The organism is Mycobacterium sherrisii, assembly GCF_002102355.1.
Classification (GTDB): domain Bacteria; phylum Actinomycetota; class Actinomycetes; order Mycobacteriales; family Mycobacteriaceae; genus Mycobacterium; species Mycobacterium sherrisii.
The window spans coordinates 43,245-61,689 of record NZ_LQPT01000101.1; the positions used below are offsets into that span (position 1 = coordinate 43,245).

The 18,445-nt window shown below is 65.3% G+C and carries 19 protein-coding genes; 11 read left to right on the top strand and 8 right to left on the bottom strand.

Features of this window, described 5'->3' with window-relative positions; all coding sequences use genetic code 11:
- The first annotated feature begins 20 nt into the window (after window positions 1-20).
- Entirely contained in the window at window positions 21-1,667 is a 1,647-nt protein-coding gene (locus AWC25_RS20905; protein WP_085167486.1) for a (2,3-dihydroxybenzoyl)adenylate synthase, read from the top strand.
- Between the two features lie 157 nt (window positions 1,668-1,824).
- On the opposite strand, the gene AWC25_RS20910 is transcribed toward AWC25_RS20905, so the two are convergent.
- Window positions 1,825-3,273, bottom strand: a complete 1,449-nt coding sequence (locus AWC25_RS20910; protein ID WP_069398921.1) for an FAD-dependent oxidoreductase — start codon at window positions 3,271-3,273, stop codon at window positions 1,825-1,827.
- Between the two features lie 168 nt (window positions 3,274-3,441).
- Here AWC25_RS20910 and AWC25_RS20915 point away from each other — a divergent pair, with 168 nt between their 5' ends.
- The 3 genes from AWC25_RS20915 (at window position 3,442) to AWC25_RS20925 (ending at window position 7,455) form a co-directional block, all read left to right on the top strand.
- Window positions 3,442-3,867 carry a hypothetical protein gene (locus AWC25_RS20915; RefSeq protein WP_069398922.1) on the top strand — a complete coding sequence of 142 codons (426 nt, stop codon included), beginning with the start codon at window positions 3,442-3,444 and terminating at the stop codon, window positions 3,865-3,867.
- Window positions 3,868-4,210: 343 nt separating this feature from the next.
- On the top strand, window positions 4,211-4,609 hold the full coding sequence (locus AWC25_RS20920; RefSeq protein WP_069398923.1) for an MmpS family transport accessory protein: 399 nt from the start codon (window positions 4,211-4,213) through the stop codon (window positions 4,607-4,609).
- Window positions 4,606-7,455, top strand: a complete 2,850-nt coding sequence (locus tag AWC25_RS20925) for an MMPL/RND family transporter (RefSeq protein WP_069398924.1) — start codon at window positions 4,606-4,608, stop codon at window positions 7,453-7,455. Before AWC25_RS20920 ends, AWC25_RS20925 begins: the two co-directional genes overlap by 4 nt.
- Before the next feature lie 15 nt (window positions 7,456-7,470).
- Here AWC25_RS20925 and AWC25_RS20930 read toward each other — a convergent pair whose 3' ends face one another.
- Window positions 7,471-8,253 carry a 3-hydroxybutyrate dehydrogenase gene (locus tag AWC25_RS20930; protein WP_069399029.1) on the bottom strand — a complete coding sequence of 261 codons (783 nt, stop codon included), beginning with the start codon at window positions 8,251-8,253 and terminating at the stop codon, window positions 7,471-7,473.
- 144 nt (window positions 8,254-8,397) lie between these two features.
- Between AWC25_RS20930 and AWC25_RS20935 the strand changes: the two genes are divergently transcribed.
- Complete coding sequence (locus AWC25_RS20935) at window positions 8,398-8,859, top strand: nitroreductase family deazaflavin-dependent oxidoreductase (protein ID WP_069398925.1); 462 nt, start codon at window positions 8,398-8,400, stop codon at window positions 8,857-8,859.
- A 27-nt stretch (window positions 8,860-8,886) separates the two neighbouring features.
- Here AWC25_RS20935 and AWC25_RS20940 read toward each other — a convergent pair whose 3' ends face one another.
- Together AWC25_RS20940 and AWC25_RS20945 are read right to left on the bottom strand one after the other, a co-directional pair.
- The gene (locus AWC25_RS20940; RefSeq protein ID WP_084229142.1) at window positions 8,887-9,405 is read right to left on the bottom strand and encodes a MarR family transcriptional regulator; all 519 of its coding nucleotides are present in this window, start codon (window positions 9,403-9,405) and stop codon (window positions 8,887-8,889) included.
- Between the two features lie 77 nt (window positions 9,406-9,482).
- Complete coding sequence (locus AWC25_RS20945) at window positions 9,483-9,974, bottom strand: beta-class carbonic anhydrase (protein ID WP_069399031.1); 492 nt, start codon at window positions 9,972-9,974, stop codon at window positions 9,483-9,485.
- Window positions 9,975-10,196: 222 nt separating this feature from the next.
- On the opposite strand from AWC25_RS20945, the gene AWC25_RS20950 reads away from it, so the two are divergent.
- Genes AWC25_RS20950 through AWC25_RS20970 form a run of 5 tightly spaced genes read left to right on the top strand, consistent with a single transcriptional unit; the run spans window position 10,197 to window position 13,588 of the window.
- Window positions 10,197-11,705, top strand: a complete 1,509-nt coding sequence (locus AWC25_RS20950) for a YHS domain-containing protein (protein ID WP_069398926.1) — start codon at window positions 10,197-10,199, stop codon at window positions 11,703-11,705.
- Window positions 11,706-11,710: 5 nt separating this feature from the next.
- On the top strand, window positions 11,711-11,956 hold the full coding sequence (locus AWC25_RS20955) for a toluene-4-monooxygenase system B family protein (RefSeq protein WP_085167488.1): 246 nt from the start codon (window positions 11,711-11,713) through the stop codon (window positions 11,954-11,956).
- Entirely contained in the window at window positions 11,949-12,287 is a 339-nt protein-coding gene (locus AWC25_RS20960; protein ID WP_069398928.1) for a Rieske 2Fe-2S domain-containing protein, read from the top strand. The genes AWC25_RS20955 and AWC25_RS20960 overlap by 8 nt, the downstream gene beginning before the upstream one ends.
- On the top strand, window positions 12,284-12,595 hold the full coding sequence (locus AWC25_RS20965; RefSeq protein WP_069398929.1) for an MmoB/DmpM family protein: 312 nt from the start codon (window positions 12,284-12,286) through the stop codon (window positions 12,593-12,595). Before AWC25_RS20960 ends, AWC25_RS20965 begins: the two co-directional genes overlap by 4 nt.
- 3 nt (window positions 12,596-12,598) lie before the next feature.
- Entirely contained in the window at window positions 12,599-13,588 is a 990-nt protein-coding gene (locus AWC25_RS20970) for an aromatic/alkene monooxygenase hydroxylase subunit beta (RefSeq protein ID WP_069398930.1), read from the top strand.
- 35 nt (window positions 13,589-13,623) lie between these two features.
- Here AWC25_RS20970 and AWC25_RS20975 read toward each other — a convergent pair whose 3' ends face one another.
- The 4 genes from AWC25_RS20975 to AWC25_RS20990 all read right to left on the bottom strand — a co-directional run bounded on the left by AWC25_RS20975 (window position 13,624) and on the right by AWC25_RS20990 (window position 16,975).
- Window positions 13,624-14,631 carry an NAD(P)H-quinone oxidoreductase gene (locus AWC25_RS20975; protein ID WP_085167490.1) on the bottom strand — a complete coding sequence of 336 codons (1,008 nt, stop codon included), beginning with the start codon at window positions 14,629-14,631 and terminating at the stop codon, window positions 13,624-13,626.
- Window positions 14,632-14,643: 12 nt separating this feature from the next.
- Window positions 14,644-15,204 carry a hypothetical protein gene (locus AWC25_RS20980; protein WP_069398932.1) on the bottom strand — a complete coding sequence of 187 codons (561 nt, stop codon included), beginning with the start codon at window positions 15,202-15,204 and terminating at the stop codon, window positions 14,644-14,646.
- 195 nt (window positions 15,205-15,399) lie between these two features.
- Window positions 15,400-15,882, bottom strand: a complete 483-nt coding sequence (locus AWC25_RS20985; protein ID WP_198166589.1) for an SRPBCC family protein — start codon at window positions 15,880-15,882, stop codon at window positions 15,400-15,402.
- Window positions 15,883-15,958: 76 nt separating this feature from the next.
- Window positions 15,959-16,975, bottom strand: a complete 1,017-nt coding sequence (locus tag AWC25_RS20990) for an LLM class flavin-dependent oxidoreductase (protein WP_142278976.1) — start codon at window positions 16,973-16,975, stop codon at window positions 15,959-15,961.
- Between the two features lie 469 nt (window positions 16,976-17,444).
- Between AWC25_RS20990 and AWC25_RS20995 the strand changes: the two genes are divergently transcribed.
- Window positions 17,445-18,425 (top strand): LysR family transcriptional regulator, encoded by a 981-nt coding sequence (locus tag AWC25_RS20995; RefSeq protein ID WP_069398933.1) that lies wholly within the window; start codon window positions 17,445-17,447, stop codon window positions 18,423-18,425.
- Window positions 18,426-18,445: the final 20 nt, after the last annotated feature.

Consider the following 18,445-nt stretch of genomic DNA (forward strand, 5'->3'; position numbering starts at 1 on the left):
TAAGCCGTTAAGGAGTTCCGGTGGTCTTGACCGCAGCGCAGCCTCCCGAGGGCTTCGTGCCGTTCCCGTCCGACCGGGCCGCCGCGTATCGGGCGGCCGGCTACTGGGCGGGCCGAACTCTCGACACGGTGTTGACCGATGCGGCAGCGCGTTGGCCCGGCAAGGTCGCGGTCGCCGACGCCGGCACCGGGCAGGGCCTGACCTTCGCCGAACTCGACGAGCGGGCGCGTCGGGCCGCGACGGGTCTGCGCGGTCTGGGCGTCGGCGCGGGCGAGCGGATTCTGCTGCAGCTGCCCAATGGCCCCCAGTTCGCGGTGGCACTGTTCGGGTTGCTGCGGCTCGGCGCGATACCAGTGCTGTGCCTGCCCGGACACCGCGCGGCGGAGTTGGGTCACTTCGCCGCGGTCGCCGAGGCGACCGGGTTGCTGATCGCCGACCGGGTGAACGGTTTCGACTACCGCGCGATGGCGGGCGAGCTGGTCGGCGAGAACCCCGGGCTGCGGCACGTCATCGTCGACGGCGATCCCGGGCCGTTCGTCTCGTGGGCGCGGCTGTGCGATGCGCCGGCCGGTTGCAGGACCGACGCGACGCCGCCGGCGCCGGCCGATCCGGGATCGCTTGCACTGCTCCTGGTTTCGGGCGGCACCACCGGCCTGCCCAAGCTCATCCCCCGCACCCACGACGACTACGTGTTCAACGCGACCGCGAGCGCCGAGCTGTGCGGGCTCAGCTTCGACGACGTCTATTTGGTGGTGCTGGCCGCGGGCCACAACTTCCCGCTGGCCTGTCCGGGACTGCTGGGCGCGCTGACGGTCGGGGCGACGACGGTGTTCGCCACCGATCCGAGTCCCGAGGCCGCTTTCGCCGCCATCGACCGGCACGGCGTCACGGTCACCGCGTTGGTGCCGGCGTTGGCCAAGTTGTGGGCGCAGGCATGCGACTGGGAACCCGTGACGCCAAAGACGCTGCGGCTCTTGCAGGTTGGCGGTGCCCGGTTGGAGCCCGACGACGCCCGCCGAATCCGCGAAACGCTGACGCCCGGCTTGCAGCAGGTGTTCGGCATGGCAGAGGGATTGTTGAACTTCACCCGCCTCGACGATCCGGCTGAGGTGGTGGAGCAAACGCAGGGCCGACCGCTGTGCGCGGCCGACGAGCTGCGCATCGTCGACGGCTTGGGTGAGCCGGTGCCGCCGGGCGCCGAGGGTGAACTCCTGGTGCGCGGCCCCTACACCCTCAACGGCTACTTCCGGGCCGAGCGGGACAACCAGCGCAGCTTCGACCCCGACGGCTTCTACCGCAGCGGCGACCTGGTCCGTCGGCGCGACGACGGCAATCTGGTGGTCACCGGTCGGGTCAAGGACGTCATCACCCGCGCGGGTGAGACGATCTCCGCCCAAGACCTCGAAGAGCAGATACTGAGCCACCCGTCCGTCTTCGCGGCGGCCGCCGTGCCGCTGCCGGACCCGTATTTAGGTGAAAAGATCTGTGCTGTCCTGGTTTTCACCGGCCAGCCGATGGACCTTGCCGAATTGAACGCACATTTGGATCGGCGCGGGGTTGCCGCACATGCCCGCCCCGACGCGTTGGTCGCCATGCCGGCGCTGCCGACCACGCCGATCGGAAAGATCGACAAGAAGGCGATCATCCGCGCGGTCGGCGGGGCCTGACCGGTTTTCGGTGTGCGCGCACGGTTTTCGGTGTGCGCTCGCGGCGGGCCCGCTCGGCGTGTCGCCGCCGTGGGCGCACACGCAAGTACGTGAGCGCACACTCGGCCCCCAGAGCGGGCCAGAGCGGGCCAGAGCGGCTGAATCGCCCAAGGGCTGGCTAGTAATTCAGCCCGGAGAACATCACCCGGCCGGGGTCGAATTTTTGTCGCACGGCGGACAGCTTGGACAGATTCTGGCCGAAGTAGCGCGACGCCGGCTGGTTGGCCTCGATGTAGTTTACGTAGCCGCCGACCGAATACGGTTGCACCGCTTGGTGTGCGGTCGCGAGCCAGTTGGTGGCCGCCGCGGCGTCCCCGGTCTCGACGTACCACTGCACCAGCGCGGCCTGACGACGCCACGGGTAGGCGGTCGCGCCGGGCGCCACCGTGGCCAGCGCGCCGTCAAGGGCGTGCATGATGGCCAGCATGCGGCCGGCACCGCGCGGAAAAGCGTTGACCGCGGCGGCGATTCCCTGTGCGGCGGCCGGGGTGAGGCTCGGAAAAACATCCGATCCGCCGACATAGCCGAGCGGCTGCGGGTTGAGGTTGTTGACCGCTAGATAGCGCACCAGGTCCATGCGGTTGAACGTGTGGTGTTCGACCCCGCTGGGCTGCATTCCGACGGCCGAGGTGATCGCGTTGGCCACACCATTGCCCGACCCCGCCGGACAGGTCGCGAGGATGCGGCATTGCGTGCCGAAGCCGTCGGTGGTGCTGTCGGCCAACGCCCAGCTGTTGCGGTCGGCGGTGCGCAGCCAGTTAGCCCAACCGACGAGAACCTGCGGGAACGCCTGCGGTGGGAAATTGAGATTCACCGCGTCGACATCACGGGTGGGGAACGTGTTGAAGGTCAGCGACGTGGTGACCCCGAAGTTGCCGCCACCCCCGCCGCGCAGCGCCCAAAACAGGTCGGGGTTGCTGTTGGCCGACGCGGTGACGGCCTGGCCACCCGGGAGCACCACCTGCGCCGACGTCAGCTGGTCGCACAGCAACCCCGCATGCCGGGAGTCGGCGCCCATCCCGCCGCCCAGGGCGTGGCCCGCCGCGCCCACCGACGGGCAGGTGCCGGTCGGCAGACCCCGCCCGGCCCCCGCCAGCGTCTCGTGCATCGAGTACAGGCTCGTCGCCGGCGTCACCGTGACCTGTCCGGTGGCGGCGTCGTAGTTGACGCCCCCGGGCAGCTGCCGAAGGTCAAAAACCATGGCGCCGTTGGCCGTTGACGCGCCGATGTAGGAATGGCCGCCACTGCGCGGGGCGACTTTGAGGTGATTGGCGGCGGCGAAGGCCATCGCCTTTTGGACGTCGGACGCCGATGTCGGGGTGACGATCGCCGCGGGGGTGAAGCCGTTGTAGTTGGTGTTGAAAACCTGCTTGGCGGCCCCGAATTGCGGACTGTCGGGAAGCAGCACCTTGCCACCCAGCGCGCTCGAAAGGCCGTCCCAGCCCGTGGCGTTCGGGGCGGCGGTCGCCCGGACCGAGCCGACACGCCCCGTCCCCAGGACCGCGCCGGCGGCCAACGCCGCGGCGGCGCCCCGCAGGAACCTCTGCCGCGAGATTTCACGCGCCATCGTCGGACTTCCGCGATTGCGTCATGTCCCGCATTCTGGGATCGCCGCCACCGCGGCACCGCACGACGTGCGGCGGCATAACCGAATCGAACCCGAACCGTTATCGCCTCGGGCCTAAGCTGTTGACCAATCCGGTGACTTGACCAATCCGGCAACAAGGAGCAAGGCATGACGCAAGGTTTGTATGGGTTGCTAACCGTGGTCGCGCTTGTGCTGGCGCTGGTGCTCGTCGCCGTTGCTGCCGTTCACGTGAAACGCCTGGGAGACCGGCCCGCTCTGCCGATTAGCGACGAAATCGGAATCGCCAAGACGGTCACCAGGAAGGTGCGTAAAGGCGAGCCGATGTCGGACGAGGAGCTGGCCTACGCGAAGCAACTCGTCGCGAACCGGAGCTCCCCGCTGACCTTCGCCATCCCCGGTGCACTGTTCATGGTGGGCAGCTTTTACGTGTTCGGCAGCCTGTACCACCTGCACGGCGCGACACCGTCCGAGCGCACCTTCCTCGGCGTGTTTCCCATGCTGGCCTCGCTCAACTTGACGACGCAGATTCTGCGCAGCGCGCGGCTGAGAAGACGTCTGCGCAAAGCGTCTTAGCAACGGCATCGAGCAACCTACCCACGCTGTGATGTCGACCTTCGCATCGGCGGACCGCTAACAGCAACCAACCAGACCACTTCGCAGGCCCACGCCGTCACGTTGACGGCGCCGATCGTCGTTGCCCAGATCACCCGCGGATGGCAACGTGCGTGGTCGTTGTGTTCTCGTTTTGCCGCCAACCCGCTACTCTTGACGATCAGTCAATCGCATTGGGTACAGGACCGTCTACTATCCGACAGCTTGGGAGCGCGATGAGAGCGCAAGGTCGAGGACCGGAGTTCGAAAAGGTGGTGGAGTGAGCCCGCGTTCGGTCGGCAGAACTGTCTTGGCCCGAGTCTGGATGCCCTTGGTTGCCGTCATCGCCGTCGGTACGGGTGGAGTGGCCATGTACAAGGTTCACGAATTCTCCAATCCCGAGCCGGTCATCACCGTCAATCAGCCGGCCGCGCCTCCGGAGTTCAGCATCAAGCGCATCACCTACGAATTGTTCGGCTCCGCGGGGGACGGCGGAATGCTCGTCTGGGTGGACATCAACGGACACCCGCATCAGGTCAATCTCACGACCCTGCCGTGGTCGCATACCGAGGCGACGACTTTGACGGTGGTATCGGGCAGCATCTCGGCGCAGGTTCATGGAGGTTCGCTCGGCTGCCGGTTGCGGGTGAATGGCGTTGTCCGCGCTGAACAGTCCGACACCAACCAGGACGCGCACGTTTTCTGCTTGGTGAAATCCGCATGAGCGAGCATCAGGCGGAACCCCGGCCGAAGCGCCCCTTCGTGCCCCGAATGGTCCGCATCTTCGCGATACCGATCATCGCCTTCTGGGCTTTGCTTGCCGTATCGACGAACACCTTCATGCCGCAGGTCGAGCGGGTTGCCGAAGAACTCGCGGGCCCGGTGGTCCCGCACTACGCACCGTCGCAGCGGGCGTTGCTGTCCATCGGCGCGAAATTCCGTGAGTCCGACTCGACCAGCCTGGCCATGATCGTGCTGGAAGGCAACCGAGCACTCGGCGATGCGGATCACCAGTACTACGACGACCTGATGCGCCGGTTCAAGCAAGACCCCAAGCATGTCCAGTACGTCATGGACCTGTGGGGCAAGCCGATCACCGCGGCGGGCGCGCAGAGCCTGGACGGCAAGTGCGCCTACGTGCTGTTGCGTCTTGCGGGCGATATCGGCCAGATGCAAGCCAACGAATCCGTTGCCGCCGTACGGGATATCGTCGCAAAGGACACGCCACCGCCCGGGCTCAAGGTGTACGTCAGCGGCGCCGCGCCGCTCGCCTCGGACACCGTGGCGATCGCGAATTCAAGCCTGAACAACATCACGATCGTGACGATCTTCTTGATCATCGCGATGTTGTTGTTGGTATATCGCTCGATCGTCATCATGTTCGTGCCCTTGGCCGGCGTCCTGTTCGAGATGCTGGTCGCCAAGGGGGTGATCGCCACCCTCGGGCATCTCGGATACATCGAACTGTCGTCCTTCGCCGTGAACATCGTCGTCGCGCTCACGCTGGGCGCCGGAACCGATTACGGCATCTTCTTGATGGGCCGCTACCACGAGGCACGCCACGACGGCGAAGGCCGCGAGGAGGCGTTCTACACCGCCTATAAGAGCGTCACGCCGGTCATCCTCGGCTCGGGATTGACCATCGCCGGAGCGTGTTACTGCTTGACGTTCGCGCGACTCAACTACTTCCACACCATGGGGCCGGCGGTGGCGATCAGCATGCTGTTCACCATCGCGGCGGCGCTGACGCTCGGCCCGGCGTTTCTAACCGTCGGCAGCCTGTTCGGGCTTTTCGACCCGAGAAGCAAGGCCAAGGCACATCTGTATCGGCGGATCGGGACCAGCGTGGTCCGGTGGCCGGTACCGGTGTTCTTCGCCAGCGCGACCGCCGTGTTGCTGGGGGCGATCTTCGTGCCGACGTACCGGCAGAACTACGACGACCGTCAGTACCAACCACGCAGTTCCGCCGCCAACGTGGGTTTTCAGGCAGCCGACCGGCATTTTCCCAAGAGCAAGCTGTTCTCCGAGATGCTGATGATCGAGTCGGATCACGACCTGCGAAACTCGGCGGATTTCATTTCCTTGGACCGGGCGGCCAAGGCGCTCGAACGCCTTCCCGGTGTCGCGATGGTGCAAAGCATCACCCGGCCCATGGGTCGCGCCTTGGAACACGCCACCATTCCGTACCTGTTCACCACGCAAGGCAGCGGCAACGGTCAACAGCTGCCCTTCACCAAGCAGCAAAACGCCAATACCCAAGAGCAGGCACGGGTTACCGAGCACACGGTCGCGGTGCTGCGTAAAGAGATCACCTTCTTCCAGACGATGTCCGATGAGATGCACAAAACGGTCCTCACCATGCAGGACATGCAACGGGTCACCGACGATCTCAGGTCAGAACTGGCGAACCTCGAGGACTTCTTCCGCCCGATGCGCAGCTACTTCTATTGGGAGAAACACTGTTTCGACATTCCCGTCTGCTGGGCGTTCAGGTCGCTGTTCGAGGCGGTTGACGGCCTGGACAAGATGGCCGACGACATCACCGACGCCGTATCGTCGCTCGAGATCATCGATAAGACGCTGCCGCAGATCATCACGCAGCTGAAACTGACGGCCGACGATTCCGAAACGTTGGCCTCGCTGTTGGTCAGCACCTACGGTCAGTCTTCGCTGCAATCCACTCAGACCGACCAGACCTTCGACGACATGATCAACGTGGGGCTCGACTTCGACCAGTCCCGCAGCGACGACTTCTTCTACATCCCGCACGAGGGTTTCGACAATGAAGACGTCAAAACCGGGATGAAGCTGTTGATGTCGCCGGACGGCCAGGCCGCGCGGATCATCGTCACCCACGAGGGCGACGCGAATGGGCCCGAAGGCGTAGAGCATGTCCAGCAGTTCCCCACGGCGATCACCGTGGCGCTCAAAGAGACCTCGCTGGCCGGTGCGAAGGTCTATATCGGCGGTTCGGGAGCCACGAACAAGGACATCAAGCAGTACGCCGCATCCGATCTGCTGATCGTGGCCATCGCCGCGTTCGTCTTGATCTTCTTGATCATGCTGTTTCTCACCCGAAGTCTGGTGGCCGCCTTGGTGATTCCCGGTACGGTGGCCTTCTCTTACGCCGGGGCGTTCGGACTGTCCATACTCGTCTGGCAACACCTCATCGGGCTGCCGCTGCATTGGTTGATCCTGCCGCTCACGTTCATCATCCTGGTGGCGGTGGGTTCGGACTACAACCTGCTGTTGATCCTGCGGGTCAAAGAGGAGTTGCATGCCGGGATTCACACCGGGTTGATTCGGGCCCTCGGCAGCACGGGCGGTGTGGTGACCTCCGCGGGACTGGTGTTCGCGTTCACGATGCTGGCAATGCTGACAAGCGATTTGCGCACGATCGGTCAGATGGGTTCCACCGTCTGCATCGGCCTGCTGCTCGACACGCTGATCGTGCGTTCCTTCGTGGTGCCGTCGATCCTGCGCATCATGGGGCCCTGGTTCTGGTGGCCGACACTCGTCCGCAGTCGTCCACTGTCCGTGACAAGGCCGGCGCCCGCGTCCACGGCGTAGCACGGCCGCGCGACGTTATTGCGCCGTCCAGCCGCCATCGATCGAGTAGCTCGCGCCGGTGATGGTGGCGGCCGCATCCCCGGCCAGGAAGACCGCGAGTGCGCCGACGTCTTCCGGTCGGATGAAGCGGGCCATCGGCTGCTTGTCGGCGACGAACTCGTGCTTGGCCTCTTCGACGGACCTTCCGGTGGTCTCGGCGAATGTCTCGATCTGCTGTGCGATCAAAGGCGTCATCACCCACCCGGGGCAGATCGCGTTGGCGGTGATGCCGTGCTCCGCGGCTTCGATCGCGACCACCTTGGTCAGCCCGACGACGCCGTGCTTGGCCGCGACGTAGGCCGCCTTCCCGGCGCTGGCGACCAGGCCATGCGCGGAGGCGATGTTGATGATGCGGCCCCAGCCGCGGCGTTTCATCCCGGGCACCGCGCAGCGACAGGTGTGGAACACCGCCGACAAGTTCGTCGCGATCACCGCGTCCCACTTCTCGACGGGGAAATCCTCCACCGTTGCCACGAACTGGATGCCGGCGTTGTTGACCAGGACGTCGACCGCCCCGAAGCTTTCTTCGGCCCGGGCGATCATCTCGGCGATCTCGGCCGGCTTGGTCACGTCGGCCCCCGAGTAAACCGCCGTGACCCCGAAGCCGTCCTCGATGTCGCGCCGCTGCTGCTCGATGGCGTCCTGGTCGCCGAAGCCGTTGAGGGTGACGTTCGCTCCCTCGGCGGCGAAGGCCCGAGCCATAGCAAGACCGATGCCCGACGTGGAACCCGTTATGACGACGGACTTTCCGCGGATCATGCTGTACACACTTCCTTCCCGGCGCCGCGCGGCCACCCGAGGTGATTATCCGCGACGAATCCGGCCCGCCTCGCCTGACAACCGACGTTTTCCGGTGATCCGGCGACGCCGAAACGCTGCACCGTGGGACTTGGCGTCGACAAGATGCAACCAGTGCAAGAGTTGGACGACGAGAGATTCCGCACCGACACGGCCGCGCTGAACCGGTTCAACGAGCAGATCATTGCGGAGTTCCGGGACGACGGCGGCAAAGTCGGGGGCATCTTCGAGAACCACAATCTGCTGTTGCTGACCACCACCGGCGCCAAATCGGGTGCGTCGCGACTGACCGCACTCGCCTACTTCACCGTCAACGGCGCCATGGTGATCATCGGCTCACGTGGCGGCGCACCACGCAATCCCGCCTGGGTGCATAATTTGCGCGCCAACCCGCAGGTGCACGTGGACCTGGGCACCGAATCGTTCGAAGCCACCGCTCGAGAAGCACTCGGTGCGGAGCGCGACGCGCTGTTCGATGCGGTCGTGTCCGTCGCGCCGAACTTCGGGGTCTATCAGACCCGAACCACACGGGTCATCCCGGTGTTCACCCTGCAGCGCCGTGATTGACCGGACGGGCGACCAACCGCGTCGCCGCTAGGCGCTCACGTGTTCGGCGCAGTCGACCCGCAGGTCGGACACCGCCATCGGGGTGTCGTAGAACATGCATCGGTACTGCCGGGTGGCGCTTTGGATCGTTTCCAGCTGCGCGCAGGTACTGCACGCTCGCGTCACCGGAAGCAGTTGCGCCTCATGCAGTTTCGCAATGACGAGCAGCAAGCTATCCAGTAACTGCTCCGCCTCGACCCGGTCCAGCTTGGACGTGGCGATCTCCGCCGGCGCCGTCCACCGGGACAGAGCGAGGGCGGCCTTGCGGCCCACTTGCGTCAGCACCAGGCCGTGCCGGCGCCGGTCGCGCGCATCTGGGGCGCGCAGCACCAGCCCCTTGCGGATCAGCGCCGCGACGGCGTCGCTGACGGTGGGATCGGCGACGTTGAGTTCGCGGGCCAGCGCCGTGCTTCGGGCCACCGGCGGTGGACCCACCAAAAGCCATGTCAGCACCCGCATCTGGGTGCTGGACAGGTCGTGCGCCTCGGCGCTGCGACGGGCCAGCACATGCAGGGCGTCGCCGACGCGATCGAGCGCCGCGACAAGCTTGGCGTCAAGGCTGAGGTGCCGCGCGCCGTCGGACTTCAGAGCTCGACCTCGTTGAGTTTGCCGGTCGCCACGTCAAACACGAAGCCCCGCAGCGATTCGTGCTTGGTCACGAACGGGCTCTGCTCGATACGGCGCAGCGATTGGCGGACGTCCTCCTCGATGTCGGGGAACGCCTCGGCGGCCCATCCCGGTTTGATGCCGGTCTCCTGCTGGATGGCCGCCTTGAACGCGTCGTCGGTGAACGTGAGCATGCCGCACTCGGTGTGGTGGATCAGGATGATTTCCTTGGTGCCGAGCAGCCGCTGACTGATCGCCAACGAACGGATCTCGTCGTCGGTGACCACACCGCCGGCGTTGCGGATGACGTGGGCCTCGCCCTCCTTCAGACCAAGGATCCGGTACACGTCCAGCCGGGCGTCCATGCAGGCGACCACCGCGACGTGTTTGCTCGGCGGCAGCGGCAGGGGCCCCTGAAACGTGCTCGCGTACGCGATGTTGTTGGCCAGGTATTCGTCGGTCACGGTCACGCCGGGCTTCTCCTCATCCATTTGCTGTCTTTTGCTGTCCGGAGGGTCACAGCGGAGCATAACGCCGTCGCGTACGGCACAGTGAGGATGCGAATCTGCGTGAGCAGAACCCTTAGGACTCCTTTGGAGATGTCGCATGATGGGTTCGATCGCATCATCCATGCAGCTCAGTGCGACTGAGATGGCAGCTCGAGCCAGACCCGAGCAGATTAAGGACAACCCATGCCGAAACTCACGCGCAGCGACTGGTACGACCTGGCCCGCGACACCAACTGGACCTTCCGCTACGTCACCGAAGACGAGGTGTTTCCTGAAGAACTTTCCGGGACGCATCGAGTCTCGGGCGAGGGCTGGCTTAAGTGGGACGAGCCCTACAAGATCGGCTACCGCGAGTACGTCCACAACCAGGTCACCAAGGACACCACGACGTATTCGCTGAAGAACGCCATCGGGCGCTCGAAGTTGTTCGACCAACTCGATCCGGGGTGGAAATCGGTGATCGTCGCCCACTACGGCGCGATCTCGATGCCCGAGTACCTGGCCTCCATCGGCGAGGCCCGGATGGGCCGGTTCGGCCGCTCGGCCGCCTGGCGTAACACCGCTACCTTCGGCACGCTCGACGAGGTCCGGCACGGTCAGATCCAGGCGTTCTTCCCGTTCGGTCTCCTCGACAAGGAGCCGCGAGGCGACTGGGCCCTCAAGGCATTCCACACCAACAACTGGATCGTGCTGGCGGTGCGTTATCTGTTCGACGACATGTTCGTGGCCAACGACGCGCTGTCCATCGCCCTGCAGTTGACGTTCACCCTGGAAACCGGTTTCACCAACCTGCAATTCCTGGGCATGGCGGCCGACGCCATCGATGTGGGCGACCTGGAGTTCGGCGCGCTGATCAGCTCGATCCAGACCGACGAGGCGCGCCATGCCCAGCAGGGCGAACCGACGATCAAGGTGCTCATCGACAACGGTGAGGCCGAATGGGGCCAGTTCCTCATCGACCACATGTTCTGGCGTTCGTGGCGCATTTTCGCGCTGCTGACCGGCCTGTCCATGGACTACTACACCCCGTTGGAGAGCCGGCGGATGAGCTTCAAAGAGTTCATCGAGGACTGGGTGGTCAAGCAATTCGCTGACCAGTTCCGTGACTACGGACTCGACTTCCCCTGGTACTGGGACGAATTCATCAACGAGCTGACCTGGTATCACCACGCCATCCATCTCGGCGTCTGGTACTACCGGCCGACGGTGTGGTGGAACCCCGACGCCGGGGTGTCGCAGGCCGAGCGGCTGTGGCTCGAAGAGAAGTATCCCGGCTGGAACCGGGACTTCGGCAAGCACTGGGACGTCATCACCGAGAACATCCGCAACGGTGACGTCGCGGCCACCCTGCCCGAGACGGTCCCGATCACCTGCAACCTCTGCCAGCTGCCGATCGTTCGGGCCGCGGGCGTCATCGTGGGTGCCCATGACGATCCGGCGCCGCGGACGCACCTCCACAACGGTCGCACGTACCTGTTCTGCTCCGAGCCGTGCCGGTGGATCTTCGCCCAGCGACCCGACCGCTTCGCGGGCCACCAGTCGCTGATCGACCGGATCCTCTCGGGTGAGATCGCCCCGCCGGATCTGCCAACGGTGTTGCAGTACTTCGGTTTATCGCCACAGGAGCAGGGCCAGGATGCCGACGGCTATGCCTGGGCCCGCAACGGATCGACCAACGGATCGAAGGGCTAAGGGCCATGGCATTGCTCCCGTTGACCGCGCTGTTCGAGGGCGATGTGCTCGAACTGCTGATCCCCGTCGATGACGGCGATACCGTCGAAGCGGTCAGTGCGGCGATAGCCCACCACGTGGTCGGCCACCGCGTCGCCAGGCGCGATGCACCGATTCGGCTGCGCCACAATGGAACCGTCCTCGATCCCGCGGCCAGAATCGCGGCGGCCGGCGTGGCACCCCTCGACCATGTCGTGGCCTTTTATGACTAGCACCCAGACCTGGATCCCCGTCGCCACCATCGACGAACTCTGGGAGGGCGAAGTCGCCGAGTTCTACGTCGGCGACCGGCCGATTTTGCTCGCCCACCTGCGCAACGGGGAGATCCGCGCGTACGACGGTCTGTGCCCGCATGCGAATTATCCGCTGGCCGAAGGCGAGGTGTCGGACTGCGTCCTCACCTGCGCTGCGCACAGCTGGGAATTCGATCTGGCCACCGGCGCCGGTGTCAATCCCGCCAACTGCCGGCTGCACAGCCACCCGGTGCGCCGCGACGGCGACCACATCGCGATATCCCTCACCGACAAAGGAGATCACCGATGACCTCAACCGCTGAGCAGGCCAAGCTCGTCGGTCCCGTCGTGCGGGGTTTCGATCCCGAGATCGTTTCGGCGCTCACCGAGGCCGTGTACGCCGATAACCCCGATGCGGCAATCGTCATCGACGATCACGCGGGTTACGTGCGCATCCACGCGCCGCGTTTCCTGCGTGTCACCCGGGCTAGCCTGGAATCCGCTGCGGGACAACCGTTCCCGCTGGCCACGCTCGAGCCCGCCCTGGTGGCCTTCGCCGGTCGGCTGCGCTATGTCGGCGACGACGAACTGCACTGGTACCTGGATCGAGAGGACTGACAGATGACCACAGCGGCCCCGCGGCGACTCAAGACCTGGAGCATCGCCGGCGACACTCGGCGCAAGCCAACCGAATACGAGGCGGTCACCGGACATTTCCACTATCACTTCAATCGCAAACCCGCGCCGTTCGACCTCGACCCGGACAGCGCCGTCAACCGGTGGTACCTCAAGCACCGAGAGGGCTCGCCGCTACAGGCCGACGACTGGGAAGGCTTTCGTGATCCGGCCGCGCTGAACTACCGCCGCTACATCGCGCTGCAACACGACCGCGAGGTCTACGCCGAGGGTGTGGTCGATCATTACGAAGCGCTCGACCACGATGCGCAGTTGGACCCCACCTGGGTCGAGACGCTGAATCGCGTTTACCTGCCCGCGCGTTACGCATTTCACGTCCTGCAGATCACCGGCCTCTACGTCGGGCAGCTGGCCCCCAGCGCCTACATCACCAACGCGGCGTTCTTCCAGGCCGCCGACGAGCTCCGGGCGCTGCAGTGGATCGCCTACCGGGCCAAGTCGCTATCGCTGACACACGGCACCCAGTTGGCCAACACCGAAGCGACGAGGCGGATTTGGGAATCCGACGAGGCGTGGCAGCCGGCCCGGGAAACCCTCGAACGCCTGCTGCTGGCCTACGACTGGGGCGAGGCGTTCACGGCGCTGAACTTGGTGGTCAAGCCGGCACTGGACGCGTTGTTCAAGGAGGCGTTCGTCGAGCTGGCCAGCCGGCGCGGCGACGGCCTGACCGCCGCCCTGCTGCAGGAGTCCCGGGTCGACACGACGCGCAGCCAAGCGTGGAGCGTCGCGCTGGCCCGTTACGCGCTGGTCGCCAACCCCGCCAACCGCGCGGTTATCGACGGCTGGGCCGAAAAGTGGCGGCCGCTCGCCGACCGGGCCGTCGAGGGTCTGGCGGCCTCGTTCGCCGATCCGGGCGCGGCCCAACGCCGGGTCACCGATTCGGTCGCCGCCGTGACGGCCCAGTGGGCGGACTGAGCCGACTTGCCTCCGGCGCAAACCGGTCGTCGACGTCAGCGGGAATGGTTTCGCTTCGTCGTGTCGCGGTTGTCCAAGACGACCTTGCCGATGTGCGCTCCCGACTCCATTCGAGGGTGCGCCCTGGCCGCTTCGCGGAGCGGCACGATCGTGTCGATCACGGGTCTTACGTGACCGGCGGCAAAATACGGAAGAACGTCCTTGCGCACCCGGGCCACGATTTCGGCCTTCTGCTCCAGCGGCCGCGGCCGCAGCCTTGTCGCGCTGACGCTGGCACGGCTATCCATCAGCCGGGAAAGGTCAAGAGCCGCGGCGCTGAGCGAACCGCCGATGATGACCAGATGTCCGTCATCGGCCAGGCACCGCAGATTGCGATCCAGGTAGCTCGCGCCAACGACGTCGAGGATCGCGTCGACACCCCGGCCCTTGGTGATGTCCAACGTGACGCCGACGAAATCCTGCGTCCGGTAGTCGATTGCCGCGTCCGCCCCGAGTTTTCGGCCCGTCGCCACCTTCGCATCACCGTCCGCGGTGGTGATCACGCGAGCTCCGACTGCCTTGGCCCATTGAATCGCGAAGGTACCGATCCCTCCGGTCGCACCATGGATGAGGACGGTCTGTCCCGGTCGCACGCCGGCAATCATCGCGAGGTTGGAGTAGACGGTGCAGGCCGCCTCCGGGAACACCGCGGCCTCGAGGATGCTCCTGGTGTCCGGTATCGGCATCACCTGGCTCGCCGGAACGGCGACTTCGTCCGCGTAGCCGCCCCCGTCCAGCAGCGCGCAGACGCGGTCACCCACCGACCATCCCGTGACGCCGTTGCCGATCGACGTGATGTGTCCGGCGCACTCCAGGCCCAAAATCGGTGAGGACCCAGCCGGTACCGGGTAGGCGCCTTTCCGTTGCAGCAGATCTGCGTTGTTGACACCCGCCGCCGCGACGGCGATCACGACCTCGTCGCGGCCCGGCTTCAGCGGGTCGACCTGGGTCCATTCGAGCACGCTCGCAGGCCCCGGTTTGTCGAAAAGTATTGCTCCAGGCATGTTTTCGCCTCTCTAACCGTTCGAACGGTCGCGGTTGGCATATGCCGCGCGGGCGATGCTCTCGGCAAAAAGCGGAGTCTCGATTCGGCAGTGCCGGCCCGATGCTTCTTGCCGGGCGGCCGCGGCGTCGGGGAATGTCTGTCCCTGCTCGGAAATGAAGTTCAGGAAGTCCTCGGTGGGGTGAGAGGTCACCGTGTTGGTGTAGCGAAGACGGTCACCGTCGATCTGCTCCATCGACAGATCCCAGATCACCTGGACGGTCGTCCATCCGTGCGGGGTCAAGGTATCCGAGATCGAGACCATGTGGCAGTGATGGGGTTCGGCGAGTTCATACCGGTATTTCTGGACGACCAGGCCGGATCCGATCATCTCGACGTTGATGGACATCGGGGTGCCGTCGTCGTCAACCGTGTAGCCCGCTGCCTTGTGGTCTCCCGGTGCGCATCGCTGATACTCGTGCGTGGGTAAGGTCTTCAACCACTGCTCGATGTCAACGTGGTCGTAGGGGGCGGCTACGTCGGCGGTCACCGAGAGATGGGACAAGACGAGATCGCCGCGAACGATTCCAGTCATGACTGATCACTCCAATCAACAGTATTGCCAAAGATTTTCGTTAGAGACCAGCTGGTTCGGCAGTACGGTGCGGCGTGCGCCTGCACCGCTGGTCTCCGTCTGCTCACGATCAGCACATCACGGCGGGATCCGGAAGTCCTGAGTCATTCGACTCGAAGGGACGGCAACGCATTGCCCAAGGCTTCCGCGCCGCGATCAGGGTTGCCGACCGGTGGCGGCGATCTCGGACAGGCCGTCGACCCACTGTTGGTGCATCCGCCGCATGGCGGGCAGGATCACCGGCCACAGCAGGCGGGGCACCGCGCCGTGCTGTGTCTCCTGGGTATAGATCTCGGTCCCACCGTCCTCGCACGACGTCAGCAGCCAAACATGATGCGCACGCAGTCCGCGCCCCTGCGCCGACCACGCCAGGCGCCCGAAGGGCTCACAGTCGGTGACCTCCGTCGTGACCGGAACGTTGAAGGTAGTCCAGGAAAACCGCGAGCCCAGTGCCAGCTCGGGCCACGGGCCACCGAGGTGACGGACCCGACGGACGTTGCGATAGTAGGCCTCCCACCGATCCGGTCGCGCCAACCACACCCACACCGCCCGCGGACCGGCCGTACTGCGCGCCGTGTTGACCTGGTTGACAGCGGCACTGGCAGGTTCGTGGCCCGGCGGCCAGTACACGGCGCTCACCGGCCGGGCTCCCCGACACCGTGGCCAGCACGTGGCCGGCCGGATAGATGTGCGACTGCTGTTGGTGCGCAACGCTTCACGAGTCACCGTGCCCCTGTAATTCCTGGCGTACAACGCCGGCGACCTTGTCGCCCAGTAATTCCACCGCTTGGATGACGTCGGCAATCGGCATGTTTCCGCGTCCGAGCTCGAGCAGAATCCGTTGCGGCTGGAAGATCGAGTAGAGATGCAGCAGTTGTTCGATCACCTCGGCGGGGTTGCCGACGATCATCGGACCTCCCCTGAGCAAACCATCGGCGGGCGACGGCTCCGCGTGCGTCGCCCCGTAGCACCGCGCCGCCTGCTTGGTGGCGCGTTCGCTGGAGGCGGCGATGTGGGCCGGGACAAGAAGAGTGACATGGCGGCGTGACTTACCGGCCGGCCGGGCGGCGAACCGCTGTCGGTATCGCTGCACGTACGGCACATACGACTGCCAATGTCCGGTCCGCACAAGGATAGTCAGCGGTACGGCGAATCGGGCGGCAAGGTCGACCGAACCCGGGTTACGGCCCGCCGTGACTCCGATCGGCAGGCCGGGGCTGGGCCTCGGGGTGATCGATGCCTCACGCAGGGCGGCCCTCCATTTTCCGGTCCAAGTGACCTTCGCGGGCCGCTGCAGGAGCAGGATCAAGCGCAGCTTCTCCTCCAGCAGATCGTCGTCGTCGGCGAGCCGGTGTCCGAAGAGGGTGAACGCTTCGGGGAAGGCATCGCGGCCGACATGCAGTTCGGCGCGCCCTCCCGACAGCGCGTCTAGGGTCGCGAACTGTTCGAGGACCCGAACCGGATCATCCGAAGCGAGCACGGTCAACACACTGGCCAACCGGATCCTGGTCGTGTGTTCGGCTAGGGCGGCCAGCAGGACGGGGGGCGCCGAAATGGCGAACTCTTTGCGATGGTGCTCGCCGACACCGAAGACGTCGAGACCCACGGCCTCCGTCGTCTTGGCCAGCTCCTTGAATTCGGCCAGCTTCTGTGCCGAGCTGGCAAAGCCGACCGAGGCATCCGAGTAACTGGTGAGCTCGCCAAATCCGCACATTCCCAGCTGGATTCCCACGCGTGTCTCCACCTCTTGTACATCGGCAGCGCGGCCTGGATCGGCACCCGGTGCCAACTGCTCAACACCAGGTGCCCGGTGTGTTCAGTTGTTTACCTTTTGTCTACCGGTGCACCCCCAACGGCCTCCCGGTAAGCAGAACATTGCAACCCCCACACTTTATTGAGTCATTTGACTCATCCCGCCTACCGAGTTGCCGGCGCGCTGTGCTGCGCCACACCCCCGTCGGGGCAGGGCGTGTTCGGGCGCGCGGAGCGCCGGGGTCAAATGACTCAGGACACGAGCGCGTCGGTCTGATCTGCTGGACACCACGAACGGGCAACAGAGAGACCAGATCCATGAACCATCGCGCGGCGACCCTGCACCCGGTGCACGGGCACAACACATCCGGAACATCGGCAGGGACCGGTTGCCGTAACGGGCCCCGGCGGTCTGGCCACATTTGCCCGGTGTCGCAAAGCAAATAGTTATGGCCTTTCGTCAACTCGAGTACCTCGTCGCGGTGGCACAGGAACGTCATTTCGCCCGCGCCGCCGAGAAGTGCTACGTTTCCCAACCCGCACTTTCGGCAGCAATTGCCAAGCTGGAGCGCGAATTCGACGCCGCGTTGATCAGCCGCGGACGCGCCTACGAGGGATTGACCCCGCAGGGAGAACGCTTGGTGGGTTGGGCACGAAGAATGCTCGCCGAATACGGGGCGCTCAAGGCCGAGATGCGCGCCACCGGAACCGATATCACGGGCACGCTACGGCTTGGTGTCGTACCGATCGCAACAACTGTCACGTCGACGATGGTGTCCGGGTTTTGCACGGAATACCCGTCGGTCAACGTGGAAGTCCGTTCGGCGCTCACCACGGTCGAACTGTACCGTCGGCTGCGCCAGTACGAGATCGACGCGGCAATCGTGTCCGACGACGACACGGATGATCGGGACCTAGAGCTACTACAACTATGTGCCGACCGCTACGTCCTGGTTTCGGCGGGCGACATGCTTTCGGCTGGCGCGTCAGTGGCGCGCTGGCCGGACGCCGCTCGCCTTCCGCTGGCCTTACTGACCACTGACACACGGCCCAGAAGTGCCATCGACGAGGCCTTCGCGAAGCACGGCATCATCGTGACTCCCCGGATCGAAGCAGACTCGGTGGCCTCCTTGCTGGGCCAGGTCGGCACCGGTGAATGGGCCAGCATCATTCCACGCAGTTGGTTGCCGGCGTCGTTGGAACGCAACGACATCCGCGCGATACCCCTCGTCGATCCCACACTGGACATTAACTGTGTGCTGGCAACCAACCGTGCCGGACCGGCATCGCCGCTGGCACGCGCATTCCTTGCATACGCGCGACCTCGCCGGCTGCGCAGTGCTGACCGCGGGCAGCGCCCCGCGCCGCTGCGGGGTATCCCGTTGGCCGGTAACTCCTTTGGAAACGCCGCTTTGCGCATCCCTGGCTGACTCCGCTCTCCGCGACACGA

Coding starts and splice junctions, on each gene's coding strand:
- AWC25_RS20960 (WP_069398928.1), top strand. CDS start 11,949: ATGACTAGCACCCAGACCTGGATCCCCGTCGCCACCATCGACGAACTC.
- AWC25_RS20970 (WP_069398930.1), top strand. CDS start 12,599: ATGACCACAGCGGCCCCGCGGCGACTCAAGACCTGGAGCATCGCCGGC.
- AWC25_RS20910 (WP_069398921.1), bottom strand. CDS start 3,273: ATGGCGCGTGAAATCTCGCGGCAGAGGTTCCTGCGGGGCGCCGCCGCG.
- AWC25_RS20995 (WP_069398933.1), top strand. CDS start 17,445: ATGGCCTTTCGTCAACTCGAGTACCTCGTCGCGGTGGCACAGGAACGT.
- AWC25_RS20925 (WP_069398924.1), top strand. CDS start 4,606: ATGAGCGAGCATCAGGCGGAACCCCGGCCGAAGCGCCCCTTCGTGCCC.
- AWC25_RS20975 (WP_085167490.1), bottom strand. CDS start 14,631: ATGCCTGGAGCAATACTTTTCGACAAACCGGGGCCTGCGAGCGTGCTC.
- AWC25_RS20950 (WP_069398926.1), top strand. CDS start 10,197: ATGCCGAAACTCACGCGCAGCGACTGGTACGACCTGGCCCGCGACACC.
- AWC25_RS20965 (WP_069398929.1), top strand. CDS start 12,284: ATGACCTCAACCGCTGAGCAGGCCAAGCTCGTCGGTCCCGTCGTGCGG.
- AWC25_RS20930 (WP_069399029.1), bottom strand. CDS start 8,253: ATGATCCGCGGAAAGTCCGTCGTCATAACGGGTTCCACGTCGGGCATC.
- AWC25_RS20915 (WP_069398922.1), top strand. CDS start 3,442: ATGACGCAAGGTTTGTATGGGTTGCTAACCGTGGTCGCGCTTGTGCTG.
- AWC25_RS20935 (WP_069398925.1), top strand. CDS start 8,398: ATGCAACCAGTGCAAGAGTTGGACGACGAGAGATTCCGCACCGACACG.
- AWC25_RS20980 (WP_069398932.1), bottom strand. CDS start 15,204: ATGACTGGAATCGTTCGCGGCGATCTCGTCTTGTCCCATCTCTCGGTG.
- AWC25_RS20955 (WP_085167488.1), top strand. CDS start 11,711: ATGGCATTGCTCCCGTTGACCGCGCTGTTCGAGGGCGATGTGCTCGAA.
- AWC25_RS20920 (WP_069398923.1), top strand. CDS start 4,211: ATGCCCTTGGTTGCCGTCATCGCCGTCGGTACGGGTGGAGTGGCCATG.